At 67.7% G+C, this 17,504-nt stretch carries 17 protein-coding genes and 1 other RNA gene; 14 read left to right on the top strand and 4 right to left on the bottom strand.

Translation table 11 applies throughout. The annotated features are described in order from the left end of the window. The first annotated feature begins 152 nt into the window (after window positions 1–152). From prfB to AB0K11_RS01770, 10 genes are all read left to right on the top strand, one after another. Window positions 153–1,268 carry a peptide chain release factor 2 gene (gene prfB, locus AB0K11_RS01815; protein WP_364971700.1) on the top strand — a complete coding sequence of 372 codons (1,116 nt, stop codon included), beginning with the start codon at window positions 153–155 and terminating at the stop codon, window positions 1,266–1,268. Next, complete coding sequence (locus AB0K11_RS01810; protein ID WP_364971698.1) at window positions 1,258–2,232, top strand: mechanosensitive ion channel family protein; 975 nt, start codon at window positions 1,258–1,260, stop codon at window positions 2,230–2,232. Before prfB ends, AB0K11_RS01810 begins: the two co-directional genes overlap by 11 nt. After that, window positions 2,229–2,747, top strand: a complete 519-nt coding sequence (locus AB0K11_RS01805) for a hypothetical protein (RefSeq protein WP_364971696.1) — start codon at window positions 2,229–2,231, stop codon at window positions 2,745–2,747. Before AB0K11_RS01810 ends, AB0K11_RS01805 begins: the two co-directional genes overlap by 4 nt. A 40-nt stretch (window positions 2,748–2,787) precedes the next feature. Further along, window positions 2,788–3,477 (top strand): cell division ATP-binding protein FtsE, encoded by a 690-nt coding sequence (ftsE, locus tag AB0K11_RS01800; RefSeq protein WP_264012268.1) that lies wholly within the window; start codon window positions 2,788–2,790, stop codon window positions 3,475–3,477. Further along, the gene (ftsX, locus tag AB0K11_RS01795; RefSeq protein ID WP_364971694.1) at window positions 3,478–4,374 is read left to right on the top strand and encodes a permease-like cell division protein FtsX; all 897 of its coding nucleotides are present in this window, start codon (window positions 3,478–3,480) and stop codon (window positions 4,372–4,374) included. Between the two features lie 2 nt (window positions 4,375–4,376). Further along, entirely contained in the window at window positions 4,377–4,871 is a 495-nt protein-coding gene (gene smpB / locus AB0K11_RS01790) for an SsrA-binding protein SmpB (RefSeq protein ID WP_364971692.1), read from the top strand. Continuing rightward, window positions 4,868–5,725 (top strand): EamA family transporter, encoded by an 858-nt coding sequence (locus AB0K11_RS01785; RefSeq protein ID WP_364973623.1) that lies wholly within the window; start codon window positions 4,868–4,870, stop codon window positions 5,723–5,725. Before smpB ends, AB0K11_RS01785 begins: the two co-directional genes overlap by 4 nt. Before the next feature lie 91 nt (window positions 5,726–5,816). Continuing rightward, window positions 5,817–8,144, top strand: a complete 2,328-nt coding sequence (locus AB0K11_RS01780) for an EAL domain-containing protein (RefSeq protein WP_364971691.1) — start codon at window positions 5,817–5,819, stop codon at window positions 8,142–8,144. 128 nt (window positions 8,145–8,272) lie between these two features. Next, window positions 8,273–8,641, top strand: a transfer-messenger RNA (tmRNA) gene (gene ssrA / locus AB0K11_RS01775). 148 nt (window positions 8,642–8,789) lie between these two features. After that, window positions 8,790–9,728: a cutinase family protein gene (locus tag AB0K11_RS01770; RefSeq protein ID WP_364971689.1), complete on the top strand. Its 939-nt coding sequence runs from the start codon at window positions 8,790–8,792 to the stop codon at window positions 9,726–9,728. 100 nt (window positions 9,729–9,828) lie between these two features. Here the strand turns inward: AB0K11_RS01770 and AB0K11_RS01765 are convergent, their stop codons facing one another. From AB0K11_RS01765 to AB0K11_RS01755, 3 genes are all read right to left on the bottom strand, one after another. Continuing rightward, complete coding sequence (locus AB0K11_RS01765) at window positions 9,829–10,092, bottom strand: hypothetical protein (protein WP_364971687.1); 264 nt, start codon at window positions 10,090–10,092, stop codon at window positions 9,829–9,831. A gap of 261 nt (window positions 10,093–10,353) precedes the next feature. Further along, a complete protein-coding gene (locus AB0K11_RS01760; RefSeq protein WP_364971686.1) occupies window positions 10,354–10,947 on the bottom strand; it encodes a PaaI family thioesterase in 594 nt (197 codons plus the stop codon). Next, the gene (locus AB0K11_RS01755) at window positions 10,944–12,497 is read right to left on the bottom strand and encodes an FAD-binding protein (protein ID WP_364971685.1); all 1,554 of its coding nucleotides are present in this window, start codon (window positions 12,495–12,497) and stop codon (window positions 10,944–10,946) included. The genes AB0K11_RS01760 and AB0K11_RS01755 overlap by 4 nt, the downstream gene beginning before the upstream one ends. A 235-nt stretch (window positions 12,498–12,732) precedes the next feature. Here AB0K11_RS01755 and AB0K11_RS01750 point away from each other — a divergent pair, with 235 nt between their 5' ends. Beyond that, complete coding sequence (locus AB0K11_RS01750) at window positions 12,733–13,401, top strand: PadR family transcriptional regulator (protein ID WP_364971684.1); 669 nt, start codon at window positions 12,733–12,735, stop codon at window positions 13,399–13,401. 42 nt (window positions 13,402–13,443) lie between these two features. On the opposite strand, the gene AB0K11_RS01745 is transcribed toward AB0K11_RS01750, so the two are convergent. Further along, on the bottom strand, window positions 13,444–15,156 hold the full coding sequence (locus tag AB0K11_RS01745) for a 3-ketosteroid-delta-1-dehydrogenase (RefSeq protein WP_364971683.1): 1,713 nt from the start codon (window positions 15,154–15,156) through the stop codon (window positions 13,444–13,446). Window positions 15,157–15,255: 99 nt separating this feature from the next. Here AB0K11_RS01745 and AB0K11_RS01740 point away from each other — a divergent pair, with 99 nt between their 5' ends. The 3 genes from AB0K11_RS01740 to AB0K11_RS01730 are packed head-to-tail and all read left to right on the top strand — an operon-like array spanning window position 15,256 to window position 17,501. Continuing rightward, window positions 15,256–16,395, top strand: coding sequence for a Rieske 2Fe-2S domain-containing protein (locus AB0K11_RS01740; protein ID WP_364971682.1), 1,140 nt, complete (start codon window positions 15,256–15,258; stop codon window positions 16,393–16,395). Beyond that, window positions 16,392–16,679, top strand: coding sequence for a ferredoxin (locus AB0K11_RS01735; protein WP_364971680.1), 288 nt, complete (start codon window positions 16,392–16,394; stop codon window positions 16,677–16,679). Before AB0K11_RS01740 ends, AB0K11_RS01735 begins: the two co-directional genes overlap by 4 nt. Before the next feature lie 9 nt (window positions 16,680–16,688). Then, window positions 16,689–17,501, top strand: coding sequence for an SDR family NAD(P)-dependent oxidoreductase (locus AB0K11_RS01730; RefSeq protein ID WP_364971678.1), 813 nt, complete (start codon window positions 16,689–16,691; stop codon window positions 17,499–17,501). Window positions 17,502–17,504: the final 3 nt, after the last annotated feature.

The raw sequence follows: 17,504 nt of genomic DNA, 5'->3' as shown, positions 1-17,504 counted from the left end.
ACGGCGCGGCCGGGCTGGTAACCGCCACCGATGCTAACCGGGTGACCCGCCGCGTCGCGGCAAGTCGCGGAGAACCGGTGCGCCGGACAGTGGGACGGCCCCCGGCGGGCGGCAGGCGGGAATCCGCCCGCTGACCGGTACCCTCGACTTTCGTGGATCCCGACCGTCAAGCCGACCTCGCTGCCCTCGACACCACGCTCACCACCGTGGAGCGGGTGCTCGACATCGACGGTCTGCGTGCCCGGATCGACAAGCTCGAGAACGAGGCGTCCGACCCCACGCTCTGGGACGACCAGACCCATGCCCAGCAGGTCACCAGCGAGCTGTCACACGCCCAGAACGAACTGCGCCGGGTCGAGGAGCTGCGACAGCGCCTCGACGACCTTCCGGTGCTCTACGAGCTGGCCGCCGAGGAAGCGGGCGCGACCGGTTCCGCGGCCGAGGTCGAGGCCGATGCCGAGCGCGTCAAGCTGCGCGAGGACATCGAGGCGATGGAGGTCCGCACGCTGCTGTCCGGCGAGTACGACGAACGTGAGGCCCTGGTGACCATCAGGTCCGGTGCGGGCGGCGTCGACGCCGCCGACTGGGCCGAGATGCTGATGCGGATGTACATCCGCTGGGCCGAACAGCACTCCTACGGCGTCGAGGTGTTCGACACGTCCTACGCCGAGGAGGCCGGCATCAAGAGCGCCACGTTCGCCGTGCACGCACCGTTCGCCTACGGGACGCTGTCGGTCGAACAGGGCACCCACCGACTGGTGCGGATCAGCCCGTTCGACAACCAGGGCCGCCGTCAGACGTCCTTCGCCGAGGTCGAGGTGCTGCCCGTCACCGAGACCACCGACCACATCGACATCCCCGAGGGCGACGTGCGTGTCGACGTCTACCGCTCCAGCGGTCCCGGCGGGCAGTCGGTCAACACGACGGACTCCGCCGTTCGACTCACCCACATCCCGACCGGTATCGTCGTCACCTGCCAGAACGAGAAATCGCAGCTGCAGAACAAGATTTCGGCGATGCGCGTGCTCCAGGCGAAACTGCTGGAACGCAAACGTCGCGAGGAACGTGCTGAGATGGACGCGTTGAAGGGCGACGGCGGGAGTTCGTGGGGCAACCAGATGCGGTCCTACGTACTGCACCCGTACCAGATGGTGAAGGATCTGCGCACCGACTTCGAGGTGGGCAATCCGGCCACCGTGCTCGACGGCGACATCGACGGGTTCCTCGAAGCCGGAATCCGGTGGCGCAACAGGAAAGATGACGATTAACTCTCTACTCGCACTCTCGATGTCAGAACGCTGGTCCGGCTTCTGGCAGGGCGAGATCGGTAGATGGATCCTCACCAGCGGCATCCGCATCGCGCTGCTGCTGATCGGCGGACTGCTGGCCGCCCGCTTCATCAACTGGGCCGCGCAGCGCATCAGCCGCCGCATCGACGCCGAGTATCAGGAGAGCGACCAGCTGGTGCGCTCGGAGAGCGCCAAACACCGCCAGGCCGTCGCCTCGGTGATCTCCTGGGTGTCCATCGCCATCCTGTTCGTGGTGGTCGCGGTCGAGATCACCGACGCGCTCGCGATCCCGGTCGGGTCACTGGTCGCTCCCGCCGCGGTGCTCGGCGCCGCGCTGGGTTTCGGCGCCCAGCGCCTGGTGCAGGACCTGCTGGCCGGCTTCTTCATCATCACCGAGAAGCAGTACGGATTCGGTGACCTCGTCGCGCTGACGGTCGCCGGCATCGCGCTGCCCGCCGAGGGCACCGTCGAGGACGTGACGCTGCGGGTCACCAAGCTGCGCTCGTCGGACGGCGAGATGCTCACCATCCCCAACGGCCAGATCGTCAAATCGGTGAACCTGTCCAAGGACTGGGCCCGCGCGGTGATCGACGTGCCGGTGCCGGCGTCAGCCGACCTGAACAAGGTCAACGACCTGCTGCACGAGGTGGCCCAGAAGGCGATGGAGGACCCCGCGCTGCGTCAGCTGGTCCTCGACGCACCGCAACTGATGGGCGTCGAGAGCATCGAGCTGGACACCGTGAATCTGCGGATGGTGGCCCGCACCCTGCCGGGCAAGCAGTTCGAGGTCGGCAGGCGGCTGCGGGTGCTGGTTATCGCTGCGTTGCGGCGCGCGGGCGTCGTCACCCCGGGCGACGGCGGCGCCACCCCGACCGTCGGCGCGATCGTGCACCCCGCCACGGCCGGCGGCGCCGAGGAGAACCAGGGCCCGGTGAACAAATGAAGCTGACCGAGTTCTCCCGCGCGGTGCTACGTCCCCGCGCAGCCGCGCGCAAGGTCGGCCAGGGCTGGCCGGGATACCTGTTCGGCGGACGGGTGCGCACCACCACCGCCGCGCTCCTCATCGCGTTCTTCGCACTGTCCTGGGTGCAGCAGAGGTTCGAACCGGAGCCGGCGCCGCCGCCCGCCGCGGTGGTGCCGCCGGGTTTCGTGCCCGATCCCGAGTACACCTGGGTGCCGCGCACCCAGGTGCAGGAGCCCACCACGACGCGCCGCACCACCACGACCACCACCACGACGACCACCGCCCCCACCGCGACGACCACCACCGACCCGAGCGCCACCACCACGACGCCGACCTCGACGACGCCGCAGACCACGGTCATCGACCCCGACGGCCTCGGGCCGCTGCCCCCGCAGACGCAGACCGTGCAGTCGTTCCCGCCCACCACGCCGACGGCGACCGCACCGCTGGAGGGCCCGGGACCGGCGCCGACGACGCCTGCGCCGCCGCGGTAGTCCGGCCGGGCCGGCCACACCGCTACACTGGCGTGCCGTGATGATCACCCTCGACCGCGTGAGCAAGCAGTACAAGTCTTCGGCCCGTCCGGCTCTGGACAATGTCTCTCTCAAGATCGACAAGGGTGAGTTCGTCTTCCTGATCGGGCCGTCGGGTTCGGGCAAGTCGACATTCATGCGGCTGCTGCTCGCCGAGGAGTCGCCGTCGACCGGTGACATCCGGGTGTCGAAGTTCCACGTCAACAAGCTGCCCGGCCGCCACATCCCCGGGTTGCGTCAGGTGCTCGGCTGCGTCTTCCAGGACTTCCGGCTGCTTCAGCAGAAGACGGTGTTCGAGAACGTCGCGTTCGCGCTCGAGGTCATCGGCAAGCGCGGCGACGTCATCAACCGTGTCGTGCCCGATGTGCTCGAGATGGTCGGGTTGTCGGGCAAGGCGAATCGACTCCCCAACGAGCTCTCCGGTGGCGAACAGCAGAGGGTGGCGATCGCCCGCGCGTTCGTCAACCGGCCGCTGGTGCTGCTCGCCGACGAGCCCACCGGAAACCTGGACCCGGACACCAGCAAGGACATCATGGACCTGCTCGAGCGGATCAACCGCACGGGCACGACGGTGCTGATGGCCACCCACGACCACCACATCGTCGACTCGATGCGCCAGCGCGTCATCGAACTCGAACTCGGCCGCCTGATTCGCGACGAACAGCGCGGCGTCTACGGAATGGACCGCTAAGTGCGCTTCGGCTTCCTCATCAACGAGGTCCTCACCGGCCTGCGTCGCAACGTCACCATGACGGTGGCGATGATCCTCACCACGGCGATCTCGATCGGCCTGTTCGGCGGCGGCCTGCTGGTGATCCGGCTCGCCGACCAGTCCCGGGAGATCTACCTCGACCGGGTCGAGAGCCAGGTGTTCCTGACACCGGAGGTGTCGGCGGGCGATCCCAGCTGCGACGCCGACCCGTGCCGGGCGCTGCGGGCGAAGATCGAGGAGCGCGGCGACGTCGCGTCGGTGCGCTTCCTCAACCGCGATCAGGCCTACGACGACGCGATCAAGAAGTTCCCGCAGTACAAAGAGGTCGCGGGCAGAGACGCCTTCCCCGCGTCGTTCGTCGTCAAGCTCGCCAACCCGGAGGAACATCAGGGCTTCGACGAGTCGATGGTGGGCCAGCCCGGCGTGCTCAACGTGCTGAACCAGAAGGACCTGATCGACCGGCTGTTCGCCGTCCTCGACGGCATCAGCAACGCTGCGTTCGCGATCGCGTTGGTGCAGGCGGTCGGCGCGGTGCTGCTGATCGCGAACATGGTGCAGGTCGCCGCCTACACGCGGCGCACCGAGATCGGCATCATGCGACTGGTCGGCGCCACCCGCTGGTACACGCAGCTGCCCTTCCTCGTGGAGGCCATGCTCGCCGCGTTCATCGGCGTGGTCCTCGCCATCGTCGGGCTCATCCTGGTGCGCGCGCTGTTCCTCGAGGACGCGCTCGACCAGTTCTACCAAGCGAACCTCATCGCCAAGGTCGACTTCAAGGACGTCGTCTACTACTGCGCGCCGTGGATGCTGGGTCTCGGTCTGACCATGTCGGGGATCACCGCCTACGTCACGCTGCGCCTGTACGTGCGGAGGTAGCGATGGCCAAGAAGGCTCAGCAGGCCGAGAAATCCAACAACAAGGTGGTCGCCACGAATCGGCGTGCGCGGCACAACTATTCGATCCTGGAGACCTATGAGGCCGGGGTCGCCCTGATGGGCACCGAGGTCAAGAGCCTGCGCGACGGCACCGCGTCGCTGGCCGATGCGTTCGCCACCGTCGACGACGGCGAGATCTGGCTGCGCAACCTGCACATCCCGGAATATCACCACGGCAGCTGGACCAACCACACGCCGCGGCGCAACCGCAAGCTGCTGTTGCACCGCAGCCAGATCGACACGTTGATCGGCAAGATCCGCGACGGCAACCTCACGCTGGTGCCGCTGTCGCTGTATTTCACCGACGGCAAGGTGAAGGTCGAGCTGGCGCTGGCACGCGGCAAGCAGGCCCACGACAAGCGGCAGGACATCGCCAAGCGCGACGCCGCCCGTGAGGTCGTGCGCGAATTGGGCCGGCGCGCCAAGGGCATGACCTGAGCGGGCCGCTCGAGGGTCCGTCTTTCGCGCTGGCATCGGGTCTCGCCTACGGGGTCAGTGATTTCGTCGGGGGCATCGCCTCGCGCCGCGTCGCCGCGCTGCGGGTGGTGCTCATTTCGTACCCCGTCGCAATGGTCCTGCTGGCGGGGCTCGCGTTCGTCGTGGGCGGTGACATCTCCCGTGGCGCGGTGATCTGGGGCGCGCTCTGCGGGGTGTCGCAGGCGTTCGGCGTGTGGTGGTTCTATGCCGCGCTCGGTTCGGGCCCGATCTCGGTGGTCTCACCGCTGACGGCGGTGGTGGTCGCGGGGGTTCCGGTCGGTGTCGGCCTGGCGCTGGGGGAGCGGCCCAGCCCCGTCGCGACCGCGGGTGTCGGCCTCGCGCTGGTGGCCGTGGTGCTGGTGAGCCGGCAGTCGGCCTCGCCCGACGCGGCGGCGCTGCCGTTCACCCCGAAGGTCGCCTGGCTGACGCTCGGCTCCGGCATCGCATTCGGCCTGAATTTCGTGCTGATCGATCAGGCGCCTGCAGAAGCGGGCCTGTGGCCGCTGGTGTTCGCCAGGGTCACGGCGACGGTGCTGGTGCTGGTGATCGCGGTGGTGAGCGGCAACCTGCGGGCTCCGACCGGCACTCCGCTGCGGCTGGCGTTGCTGGCGGGTGTGCTCGACACCGGTGCCAACGTGGCGATGCTGCTGGCGCTGCAGGCCTCGCTGCTGTCGCTGGCCGGGGTGTTGATGTCGCTGTACCCGGCCGCGACGATGGTGCTGGCCATCGTGGTGCTGCGGGAACGGGTCACCCGGTGGCAGGTGTTGGGCATGGTGGCGGCGCTCGCCGCGGTGGCGATGATCGCCGGCGGCTGAGAAATCCTTCCGCGGATCATCAGGTAGCTGCGTTGTCGAACGGCGCCGCGCCAGGTAGGCCATCATGGCGGCATAGGTTTACGTGGCCTGCGTGAGGGAGGGGGCGGTCGCGGTCAGGGCCCACCATCTTCGCCTCGTTCTGTTCGCCGGCGTCCTGGCGCTGGCGTCGGTGAACGCGCCCGCTCCCTACGGAGACCAGGCCGCCCGCTGGGTCGGAGTCGCCCTCCAATCGGCGGTTGGCGCGAGCGCGATGGTGTGTGCGGTGGTGGTCGCTCGCCGGGTCGACGGCGTCGCGCGCTGGTGGCGGTTGCTGGTCATCGGCGCCATGGTCAGCTGGCTCGTCGGCGAGCTGATCTGGCAGTTCAGTGGCGCAGACGAGCGCGGTGAGGCCGCGCCGACGGCCGCGGTGGTCGCCTACTTCCTGCCGCCCGTGCTGTCCCTGGCAGCGATGATCATGCTGGCCCGCGCCGGCGGGCTGCGCACCGCCAAGGATGGACGGGCGGGTAATCCGCCGCTCATCGCGGCGCTGGACGGGCTGGTCGCGGCCGTGTCCTTCGCGTTCCTCGTCGTGATCGCCGGCAGCGGCGCATTGACCGGCGCCGCGGCGCCCCGGTCGCAGAACGCCGCCATCGTGCTCGCGTACTCGGCGCTGGAGCTGGTGGTGGTCGTGCTGGCCGTCCTGATGGCGATGGCCTTCCAGCGCAACCGTCCCTACCGCGCAAACTATCTCCTACTCGCGGGCGGGGTCGTGATGATCGCCGCGTCGGACAGACTGGTGGCGTATTTCCGCTCCGTCGGTGCGGACAACTGGGATCTGTGGGGCGGCATCGGTGGCATCCTCGGGCCGCTGACGATCTTGTTCGCCGTCCTCGATCTGCAGCCGCAACCGTCGAGCGACCGCGCCCAGGATGCGATGGACTGGGTGCGGGCGGTCGTGCCCTACCTCGGCTTCCTCGGCATCGTCGTGCTTGCGGCCTACCACGTGCTGATCGGGCGCAACCTCAGCACGGCGGTGGTGTGTCTCGGAGTTGTGATCGTCCTGCTGGTCACCGCACGACAGGTGGCGACGATGCGTGCGCAGCGGCAGCTGACCCGTCGCCTGTACGAGGCGCAGCGCCGGCTCGCCCATCAGGTGCACCACGACCCGCTGACGGGACTGCCCAACCGGGTGCTGTTCGCGCAGCGGCTCGACGCGGCGTTGACCGACGGCGGATTCGTGCTGATCTTCGTCGACCTCGACGACTTCAAGGAGGTCAACGACCGGTTCGGCCACGCCGCGGGCGACGAGCTGCTCCGGGCCGTCGGCGAACGCCTCAAGGGGTGCGTCGGCGACACGGACACGCTGGCCCGCATCGGCGGAGACGAGTTCGCGATCCTGATCGACGACGAACACGAGGCGCCGGAGGTGGTCGCGGACCGGCTTCGGGTGGCGCTGCGTGATCCGTTCGCCGTGCACGGTTCGTCGGTGCGGGTGCGCGCCAGCATGGGGCTGGTTCGGCCGGGATCCGAGCAACCGCGTCCGACCTCGGACGACCTGCTCCGGCAGGCGGACATCTCGATGTATGCGGGTAAGCGGCTCGGCAAGGACACCGCCGTGGTCTACCAACCGTCATCGGGGGTGTCCGTCGACTTCCCGACCGCGCTGCGGCGGGCGAACGGCGACTCGCCGAAGGGGTTCAGCCTCGCCTACCAACCGGTGGTGGATCTGCCGTACGGCAGAGTCGTCGCCGTCGAGGCACTCGCCCGATGGGCGGCGCCGAACGGCATGCAGATCCCCCCGGAGACGTTCGTCGCGGCGGCCGAGGGCGCGGGGTTGGGCGCCGCTCTCGACACCCTGGTGCTCGATCTGGCCTGCCGGCAGGTCCAGGTCGCCGGACTGGACCTCGACATCCACGTCAACATCGGCGCGGCGCGGCTGGGCAACCGGGCGTTCGAGCAGCAGGTGAACCGCACGCTCGGCCGTCATGGCGTGGCACCCGGCCGCCTGGTGCTGGAGATCACCGAGACGGTTCCGATCGTCGACCTCGCCGCAGGCGCCGCCGCGATCAGGCGGTTGACCGCGAGCGGCGTCCGGGTGGCCCTCGACGACTTCGGCGCGGGGTTCAACTCGCTGACCTACCTGCACGCGCTGCCCGTGCAGATCCTAAAACTCGACCGCAGCCTCGCCGTCGGCGCCGAGCACGACGGCAACCTGGCGGTGTACCGCTCGGTGGTCGGCCTGGCCGACGCGCTCGGTCTGCAGGTGATCGCCGAGGGCATCGAGTCGCAGGGACAGTCCGACGTCGTGTTCCGGGCGGGCTGCCGGATGGCGCAGGGCCATCTGTTCGGCCGGGCGATGCTGATCGACGAGATCGCCGCCGAGCTCGACTCCTCCACCACATCCCGCGAGCGTGCGGGTCTGTCGGCCGACACGCCGTAGATCGTCGGCGTCTGCGCACGCTCGCGGCCTGCCGAGGGTGCGCGTCGCGACACGGAACAATCGAGTGGAAACGCTCGTTGATGTGGGCGTACCATTGATTTTCCTGCCGATGTTCGGCGGGTGTGCGAGGGGCTGAACGGTTTCGACTTCGCGCATCGAATCAAGGGAAGCGTGCCGGTGCAGGCAATTGACCACCGTAAGCGTCGTTGCAACCAATTAAGCGCCGATACCAATCAGCGCGACTACGCCCTCGCTGCCTAAGCGACGGTGTGTCTGTCAGACCGGGAGCGCCCTCGGCCCGGACCCTGGCATCAGCTAGAGGGACCCACCCACGGGTTCGGTCGCGGAACCCGTGGGGACATCAAACAGCGACTGGGATCGTCATCCTGACTTGTTCGCGTGATCAGGAGATCCGAGTAGAGGCATAGCGAACTGCGCACGGAGAAGCCTCGAGGAAGTGCCGTAGGACCCGGGTTCGATTCCCGGCAGCTCCACCAGGAACCAGGCCAGGGCGGAAGCCCTGGCCTGGTTTTGTGTCAATGTTCTCGCCGTTTGTTCACCGCGATGGTCCGCGTTCACATTCGCTGAAAACCCTCGATCCCGCACGAATGCTGCGTATCTCCTGGCTAAGGGTAGATTCCATGTATGCCACCTCGTTGCGGGCGTAGCTCGCGGGCGACGAATGCGCGATTGGTGGGCCGCTGGGCCGGGCGTGGCGCGGTTGCGCTGGTCATCGCCGCCGTTCAGGCGTGGAGTCCGAGCGCCGCACCGCTTGCGTCCGCCGCCGACTGCGCCGACGCCGAAGTCGTGTTTGCCAGGGGCACCGACGAGCCCGACGGAATCGGCGTCGTCGGCGATGCCTTCGTCGACTCACTGCGGGAGCAGGCCGTTGGCATGAACATCGCGACCTACGCGGTGAACTATGACGCGGGCAAGCTGCAGCTGGGCAGCGGCGACGGCGCCAAGGACGTGATCAAGCACATCAAGTCCGTGGTGGCCTCGTGCCCCGACACCAAGATCGTGTTGGGTGGCTATTCGCAGGGCGCGAACGTCGTCAACATCGTCGCAGGTAATCCCATCGTCGGGATCGCGTGGGGCGAGGCACTCCCGTCTTCGATGGCGGACAACATCGTGGCGATCGCCACCTTCGGGAACGTCGCCCACCGCGCGGGCACCAAGCTGCCTTCCGAGTCCGCAATGTTCACCGGCAAGGCGATCGACTTCTGCCATCCAGCCGATCCGATCTGTCACGCAGGCCCGGGCAACGCATGGAGCGGGCACACCGACGGCTACGTCCCCGCGTACACCGCGCAGGCCGCGAGTTTCGCTGCGTCCAAATTGCTGGCTGGGATGGCCCCATCAACATCCGGCTTCGGGCCGCCGACGGGTTATGGACCCCTGCCTTCCTATGCCTCGCCGGCGCCGGTTTATGCGTCTCCGCCGCAAGGCACTGATCACATGCCGCCGGGGTACTACGCGCAGACCCCGGCGTATGGCCCGCAGGCGCCGGCGTACCAGCAGTTGCCCGGCTACACCTCGTCCGGGCCGGGGTACGACCCCTCGGTCGCGGCCGGATTGCCCTGACGTTCCTCGACCTCGCATGGATGGGGCTTCTCCTATGGAGAGCTTCCCTCCGTAGGAGTATTGGCCCGGTCGGTGAAGTTCGACTGATCGCGATTCCGCCCTACTCGGACGTGCCCGTGTACTTACCGTTCTTGTAATGGTCGACGTGCAGCCCGCCACGGATGTCTGTGTAGCTGCAATCCGAGTACCTGTTGCCGTCGGGTCCGACGCCCGTCCCGTACGTGCCTCCCGCGGACTTGCATTCAGACTTGATGGTGCCCTCGGGAAGTGCGCTGGCGAGGGGGCTTGCCCCGAGCGCGATGCCCGTCATGAAAGCGGCTGCGGCAAAGCCGAATCCGATTCGAGTCACGATCGTGGAGGTCATGGTTTTCTCCTAGTCTCGGCCCTCAAGGTGAGCCGGTTGCTGGAGATCGTATGAAGGCTGCAGTGTCGCCTGATATCCCTTTGGGAGCCACAATTTTCAGTCAATTGGATAGGTCAGGCTTGCTTCGAGGTAAGGGAAGCGGGCCAGGACAGAAGTCCTGACCCTTTTTGTTGTGTGGGTGGCGAAGGTGCTGCTGGTGGTCAACCAGACGACGGCGAGTCGAGAACACCCCGAAGCCGCTCACAACGCCGCTGCTCTTCATCAACCGGCGTCGACGTCTCGGGGCCGGATGAAAATGCCCTGCGCGTCGACCGTGGCGTCGCCCTCGCACAGGATGCGGCCCCGCGCATAGGTCTTGCGTCCCTGCTCGTGCTCGACCCACGCCTCCACCCGGAGCCGACCCAGCGGAGTCGGGCGAAGGTAACGCAGTTGCAACGTGCCGGTGTAGGCGGGACGTCCCCGCCGGTGGGCGGTGGCGCCGAGGACGTGGTCGAGGAGCAATGAGCAGACACCGCCGTGCACATGGCCGACCGGCCCCTCATACGCGGCACCCAGGTCGACGTCGGCACTGACCTGGCCGGTGGCGTCGCGCTCGACGATGAGCGGGGGAGCGATGGCATTGCGTTCGCCGATCACCACATTGCCCGCTGTCGTGGGTCCGTGGGTTGCGAGTGCGTGCACGCCGAACGAAGCCGGCATCATCCGTTCCTCGAGCAGACCCAGAGCGGCAGCCACATGCGCTCGGGCGGCCTCTTGCGTGGCCGTGTCGGCCCTGGTGCGGATGACCCTGTCGATCAGCGCCCGTACCGACTCCGTCAGCGGGTCGTGTTCGCCGAGTTGGCCGTTGATTGTCACCGCGATGCCCGGCGGACCATGTCGAGAGCGGCGAGGTGGCTGAACAACAGCGACGCGCCGATCGGATTGCCGCCGCCCGGATAGGTGGTGCCGCTGACCGCCGCCATGGTGTTGCCTGCCGCGTAGAGCCCGGGGATCGGCGCACCGGACGTGTCGAGCACCCGTGCGTCGACGTCGGTCCGCAGACCGCCCTTGGTGCCGAGGTCGGACAGCCCGAAGACCGCGGCGTGGAAGGGCGGCTTCTCGATCGGAACCAGGGGCAGCTCACCGCCTGAGAAGGCTCGATCGTAGGGCTCGTCGCCGCGCCCGAAGTCGGTGTCGCGCCCACCGGCGACCAGGGCGTTGTAACGGGCGACGGTGGCGCACAGCGCTTCGGCCGGCACGTCGATCAGGGCCGCGAGGTCGCCGAGGTTCTCGGCTGTGTGCCACAAACCAGCCGACCGATAGTGCGCGGGATCCACCATCGAGACGTTGGTCGCCTTCACCGGCGGCGTCTCGCCCTCACGGTCGTCGTAGATCATCCAGAACGGCAACGCCGTGCCCCGAGCATCCATCTGAGCCAGCACCGAACGACCGAGCCGGTCATAGGGAGCGGACTCGTTGACGAATCGCTCACCGGTCCGGTCGACGAAGATGCCGCCGGTGAACCAGAGGGCGAAGGCGGAGCGGCCGTCGGGATGGGTCAATCCCGGCGACCACCAGGCCTGATCCATCAGGTCGGTGTCGGCTCCTACGCGGATCGCCGCCTGATGTGCGGCGCCGGTGTTGCCGGGACACCCCATGCTGTCCTCGGCGCGTCCCGGCACACCCCAGTACCGGCGCAACCGAGGGTTCTGTTCGAAGCCGCCGGCCGCCAGCAGCACTCCCCGCCGCGCGCCGATCCTGACTTCTTCGCCACCGCGGTCCACGACGGCCCCGGTCACGGCGCCGTCGCCCGTGGTGATCAACTCGATGAGGGGCGAATTCAGATACGTTCGTGCGTGCCGAAACCGGCTGAGTGCCCACAGGAACCGGCCGATGAGCGCCCGCCCCCCGGTGAGCATCGGCGGTGCCGGATGGCCCAGACGTTCGGTGTCGAGCGGACCACGGATGACCTCGGCCAGAGTTCCGAGTGCCGACGCCGACACCGGTACCGGCACGATGTGCCGCCGCCCGTCGGCGCGCGCGCCCGGCACCGATCCGTAGTAGTCCGGCCACGGTAGTTCGGCGAACGCGAAATGTTCGTCGCGCTCCAGGTATTCGATGAGCCTCGACCCGCCCACCACATAGGTCTGCTGCAGTTCGTACGGGGTTCGATCGCCGACCACCGCGTGGAAGTACTCGAGCGCCTGCTGCGGGCTGTCGTCGACGCCTGCTCGCTGGATCACCGGATTGCCCGGGAACCACATGCCCCCACCGCCGGAATACGCGGTGGTGCCGCCGAATTGATCAGTCGCCTCGACCAGGGCGACCGACAGGCCTTCGCGCGCCGCGGTGTATGCGCCCGCGACCCCGCCGCCCGACCCCACGACGACGACATCCACCTCGTCATCGAAGGCGTCGTCAGGCATCGCCGGAGCCCGCCTCCACGCGTCCCGCGAAGTGGCCCAACACCCGCCGCATCACCGCGGGATCGGGAGAGCAGTCCTCGACGCTCGTCTGAGTGGTCTCGCTGATCGTCATCACCATCCTGGCCGGGTCTGGAGTACCTCAACTGTCGGCGGCCCACAACGCACTGGCAAGTGGCGCTCCCGATCAGCGGATGACGCGACGACCGCTGCGACCGGGAGTTGTTAGCCTGGACAAATGCCCTCGAGTGCCGACAGGCCGAAGGTGACCGCGACAGGCTGGGCCCTGCTCGGGGTGCTGTCGTATGAGGACGAGCTGTCGGGGTACGACATCAAGAAGTGGACCGAGTGGAGCTTGCGGTTCTTCTACGGTAGCCCGGCCTACAGCCAGATCTACACCGAACTCAAGAAGCTCGAAGAGCAGGATCTGCTCACCTCGCGGGTCGAGAACGACGGCGGTGCACGTAGCAAGCGGCTCTACAAGATCACCGAAGCGGGGTCGGCCGCGTTGCGGGAATGGGCCGAGAAAGCGCCTGTCGACCCGCCGCAGCTCAAGCACAATCCTCTGCTGAGAGTGATGTTCGGGCACCTGACCAATCCGGCCCGACTCAAAGAGATCATGCAGGAGCACGTGGCGTTCGCCGATCGGATGCAGCGCGAAGCCGCCGTCGAGGCGAAGTGGGCCGAGGTGGAACCCGCCTGGGCGTACGGACGTGTGGCGCTGCAGTGGGCCGAGCGCTATTACGCCGCCGAGCGGGAACTGGCGCTCAAAGTGATCAAGGACCTCGACGAGGCCGAGGAAGCCTTCGCGAAGGCGCAACCCGCTAGCGACAAGGGGACGCCGCCCTTGCTGCGCGACTACTGGTACGAGATCGAGCGCAGAGTGCAGGCCGAAGAGCCGGAGTAGTCCGCCCGTTCACGTCGATGCGTCTCTGACGCATCGGCCGCTCTACGTCGCGTGTTGTGCGGCGTCTCGGGCGGCGATGTATCCGTACACCAGTCCTTGTGCAATCGTCGCACCTGCGCCCGGGTAGGTCGTCCCGAACGCGTTGGCGGCCGTGTTGCCGATCGCATAGAGACCAGGGATCGCGGTGCCGTCCTCCCGCAGCACCCTTGCGCGCTCGTCGGCGCGTAGGCCGCCACAGGTGCCGAGGTCGCTGAGCACCATCTTCACCGCGTAGAACGGCCCGCGGTCGAGCGCCCGCAGATTCGGATTGGGCGTCACCGTGAGATCGCCGTAGTAGCGGTCATAGGCGCTGCGACCGCGCCCGAAGTCCGAATCCTGTCCGGCGCGAGCCATCTCGTTGAAACGAGCGATGGTGGTGAGGAAGTCGGCGGGCGGCACCCCCATCCTGCGGCCGAGTTCGCCGAGATCGTCCGCGCGGTGCGCGATGCCCGCGTCGTACCACGCTTGCGGAAGCGCCATGCGAGGAAACAGTTCCGCCGCGAAGACATAATTGTTGCGGTACTGCTGGTCGAACACGATCCACATGGAGTCGACGGGATTGCCGGCGCGCTCGCGATCGAGCACACACTGTCCGAAGGACATGTAGTCGGTGGCCTCGTTGACGAACCGGCTGCCGGTGTGGTCGACGATGAGTGATCCGGGGAGTGACCGCTCTGCCAGCATCACCTTCGGATCGGCGTCGGGCAGGGCCGCCACGGCGGGGAACCACCATGACTGGTCCATCAGATCGATTGCGGCGCCGACATCTTGAGCGACACGGATCGCATCGCCGGTGTTGGTCTCCGCGCCCAGGCTGGCATGTTCACCCAGCGACTCGGACTGGAACTTCCAGCGCATGTCCATGCGGTGGTCGAATCCGCCGGCCGCCAGCACGACGCCGCGTCGCGCGGTCACGCTGAATTCCCGCCCGCAATGGTCGACCACCGCACCCGTCACTCGGCCGTCGTCGTCAATGGTGAGGCGTTGCAGCGACGTCTCGGTCCAAACCGGGATACCGGCCCGCAAGACCCCGGCGAACAGTCCCGCCGCCAGCGCCTGACCGCCGGCGGCGTACCGCCGGCCCAACAGCAGGCCGCCGAGGCCCTGGCCGAGCCGCTTGAGCACCACCGGTACACCCTTGCGGGGCACCCGTGACATCAAGTTCAGCCAGCGGTAGTCCGCACCGGTGGTCGGCATGGGGATCTTGACCTCCATGACGCCGGGACGCAGTCGCGAGCGATGCCGGCCGAGCACCGCGGTGTCCAGCGGTCGGCACTCACAGGTTCGACCCGCCGCGCTGCCGCCCGGAAGCTCGGGGTGGTAGTCGGAGTACTCCTTCGCCCAGAAGAAGCGCATCGGTGTGGTGCGGCGCAGCAGGTCGATGGTCGAGTCGACGTGTGCGAGGAATGCGGTGGAACGCGACGAGGGCGCGGTGCCGTTCACCGCGGCGTCGAGATAGGTCCGCGCCCGCTGCTGGGTGTCGCCGCCCCCGTCGCCGCTGATCACCTGGCTGGCGGGCAGCCAGAGGGCTCCACCGGAACGTGCCGTCGACCCGCCGACGTATCCGGACTTCTCGACGATCAGCACCGACAGCCCGTGATCCCTTGCGGCCAGGGCCGCAGCCATACCGGTGCCCGACCCAACCACCAACAAGTCGATGATGCTGTCGTTGACGGGCAGGCCCGTCGGGATGGTGCTGTGCGGCGCAGTGGTCACGAACCGACGTTAGGTGGCTCGGGCGGAGGACGGCATTGCCTGTCCTGATGAGCGGAACAGCAGGTTTCTCGCTGCCTCCAACGGCGGTAGAACAGTCCCATGACGCTACAGCCCGATGTCGAGGTGCGGCACATCGAAGCCGATGCGGCGCCGACACGCTTCGCCCGCGGATGGCACTGCCTCGGTCTGACGAAAGATTTCGGTGATGGGCAACCTCATTCGGTCAACGCCTTCGGCAACAAGTTGGTGGTGTTCCGTGGCGGCGACGGCAAGATCAACGTCCTGGACGGGTACTGCCGGCATATGGGTGGGGACCTGAGCCAGGGCGAGGTCAAGGGCGACGAGATCGCCTGCCCGTTCCACGACTGGCGTTGGGGCGGTGACGGTCGATGCAAGAAGGTCCCGTACAGCAAGCGGGCCCCCCGACTGGCTCGCACGGCGACGTGGACGACCCTCGAGCAGGACGGGATGTTGTTCGTCTGGAACGACCCGGAGCGCAAACCTCCGCCGGAGGGCGTGACGATCCCGCGGATCGAGGGCGCCACGAGCGACGAGTGGACCGACTGGCACTGGTACACAACGGTGGTCAGCACCAACTGCCGGGAAGTCATCGACAACGTGGTCGACATGGCGCATTTCTTCTACATCCACGGGTCCCTGCCCACCCACTTCAAGAACATCTTCGAGGGCCATGTGGCGACGCAGTACATGAACAGCGCCGGCCGGCCCGACATGCAGCCCACCGAGGGGCCGAAGATGCTGGGCACCACCTCGGTCGCCTCCTACCACGGCCCGTCTTTCATGATCGACGACCTGACCTACCACTACGAGCAGGCCGACCACCACACGGTGCTGATCAACTGCCACTACCCCGTCGACGCGGAATCCTTTGTCCTGCAATACGGCATCATCGTCAGGAAATCTGATGCACTACCCGATGATCTGGCCGTGCAGACGGCCGTCGCGCTGGGCGACTTCGTCAAGATGGGTTTCGAGCAGGACGTCGAGATCTGGCGGAACAAGGCGCGCATCGACAACCCTCTGCTGTGCGAAGAGGACGGTCCGGTCTACCAGCTGCGCCGTTGGTACGAACAGTTCTATGTCGACGCCGCTGATGTCACCCCGGACATGGTCGACCGATTCGAGTACGAGATCGACACCACCCGCCCTCGGGAGGAGTGGATGAAGGTCGTCGAGGAGAACCTGGCGGCGAGAGTCTCGGCGTCGAGCGCGGGATGAGCATACGGCCGGACAACCGCCTGGACGACGCGCCGATGGTTCCGGTGACCTGCCGGGCCTGCGGGGCGGACGTGCTGGCGCGCAAGAGCACCTGGGAGCAGACGAGTGTGCAGTGGAACGCCGCGGCGGTGCGTACATGTCCGCAGCGCCGTGCCGCCGAGGAACTGGCTGCACACGGCCGCCCCCCAGTGTTTCTCTCTTGCTCCGAGCTGACCGAATCGATCGTGGACGCGGTGCGCGGGGGCCGGTTGCAGATCGTCGACGAGGCGCCGGTCGCACCTTAACCTCGCAGTGTGACTCACTCTTCTGACGCACCCGTCGCGGTGGTGACGGGCGCCAGCCGCGGCGCCGGACGCGGCATCGCGCGGGCCCTGTCGAACTGCGGGTGGCGGGTGTACGCGACCGGCCGAACCGTGGTCGCGACCGGCGATGGAGCGGTCGCGGTGCCGTTGGACCACCGTGACGACGCCGCGGTCGCCCAGCTGTTCGCCCGGGTCGAACGCGAGAGCGGTCGGCTGGACCTGCTGGTCAACAATGCTGCCGCAGTGCACGATGAATTGACCGGACCGAACCCGTTCTGGGAGAAACCGATCGATTTGGCCGACATCCTCGATGTCGGGTTGCGATCGGCGTACGTCGCGTCCTGGCATGCGGCCCCGCTTCTGTTGCGCAGCAGTTCGGGGCTCGTCGTGTTCACGTCATCCCCGGGGTCCGTCTGCTACATGCACGGCCCGGCGTACGGCGCGCAGAAAGCCGGCATCGACAAGATGGCGGCCGACATGGCGGTCGACTTCCGCGGTACTCCGGTCGATGTCATTTCCCTCTGGATGGGGATCCTGCTCACCGAGAAGATGCGGCGAGCCTTCGGCGAAGACGGGGATGCGCTGGACGCATTCGCGCAGCACGCCGAGACGCCGGAGTTCACCGGCTATGTCATCGATGCCCACTTCCGCGATCCGGACCGGGCGGCGCTCAGCGGCCACACCCTGATCAGTGCCGAGCTGGCGCAGCGCTATGGAGTCACGGACGAGGAAGGACGAACTCCGCCGTCACACCGAGAGGTGCTGGGAGCGCCCCGGACCCCGAGCGAGGTGATCGTGCGCTGACGA

It is taken from the genome of Mycobacterium sp. NPDC050551 (assembly GCF_040674075.1).
GTDB lineage: Bacteria > Actinomycetota > Actinomycetes > Mycobacteriales > Mycobacteriaceae > Mycobacterium.
This window is presented reverse-complemented; position numbering and strand designations above follow the sequence as displayed.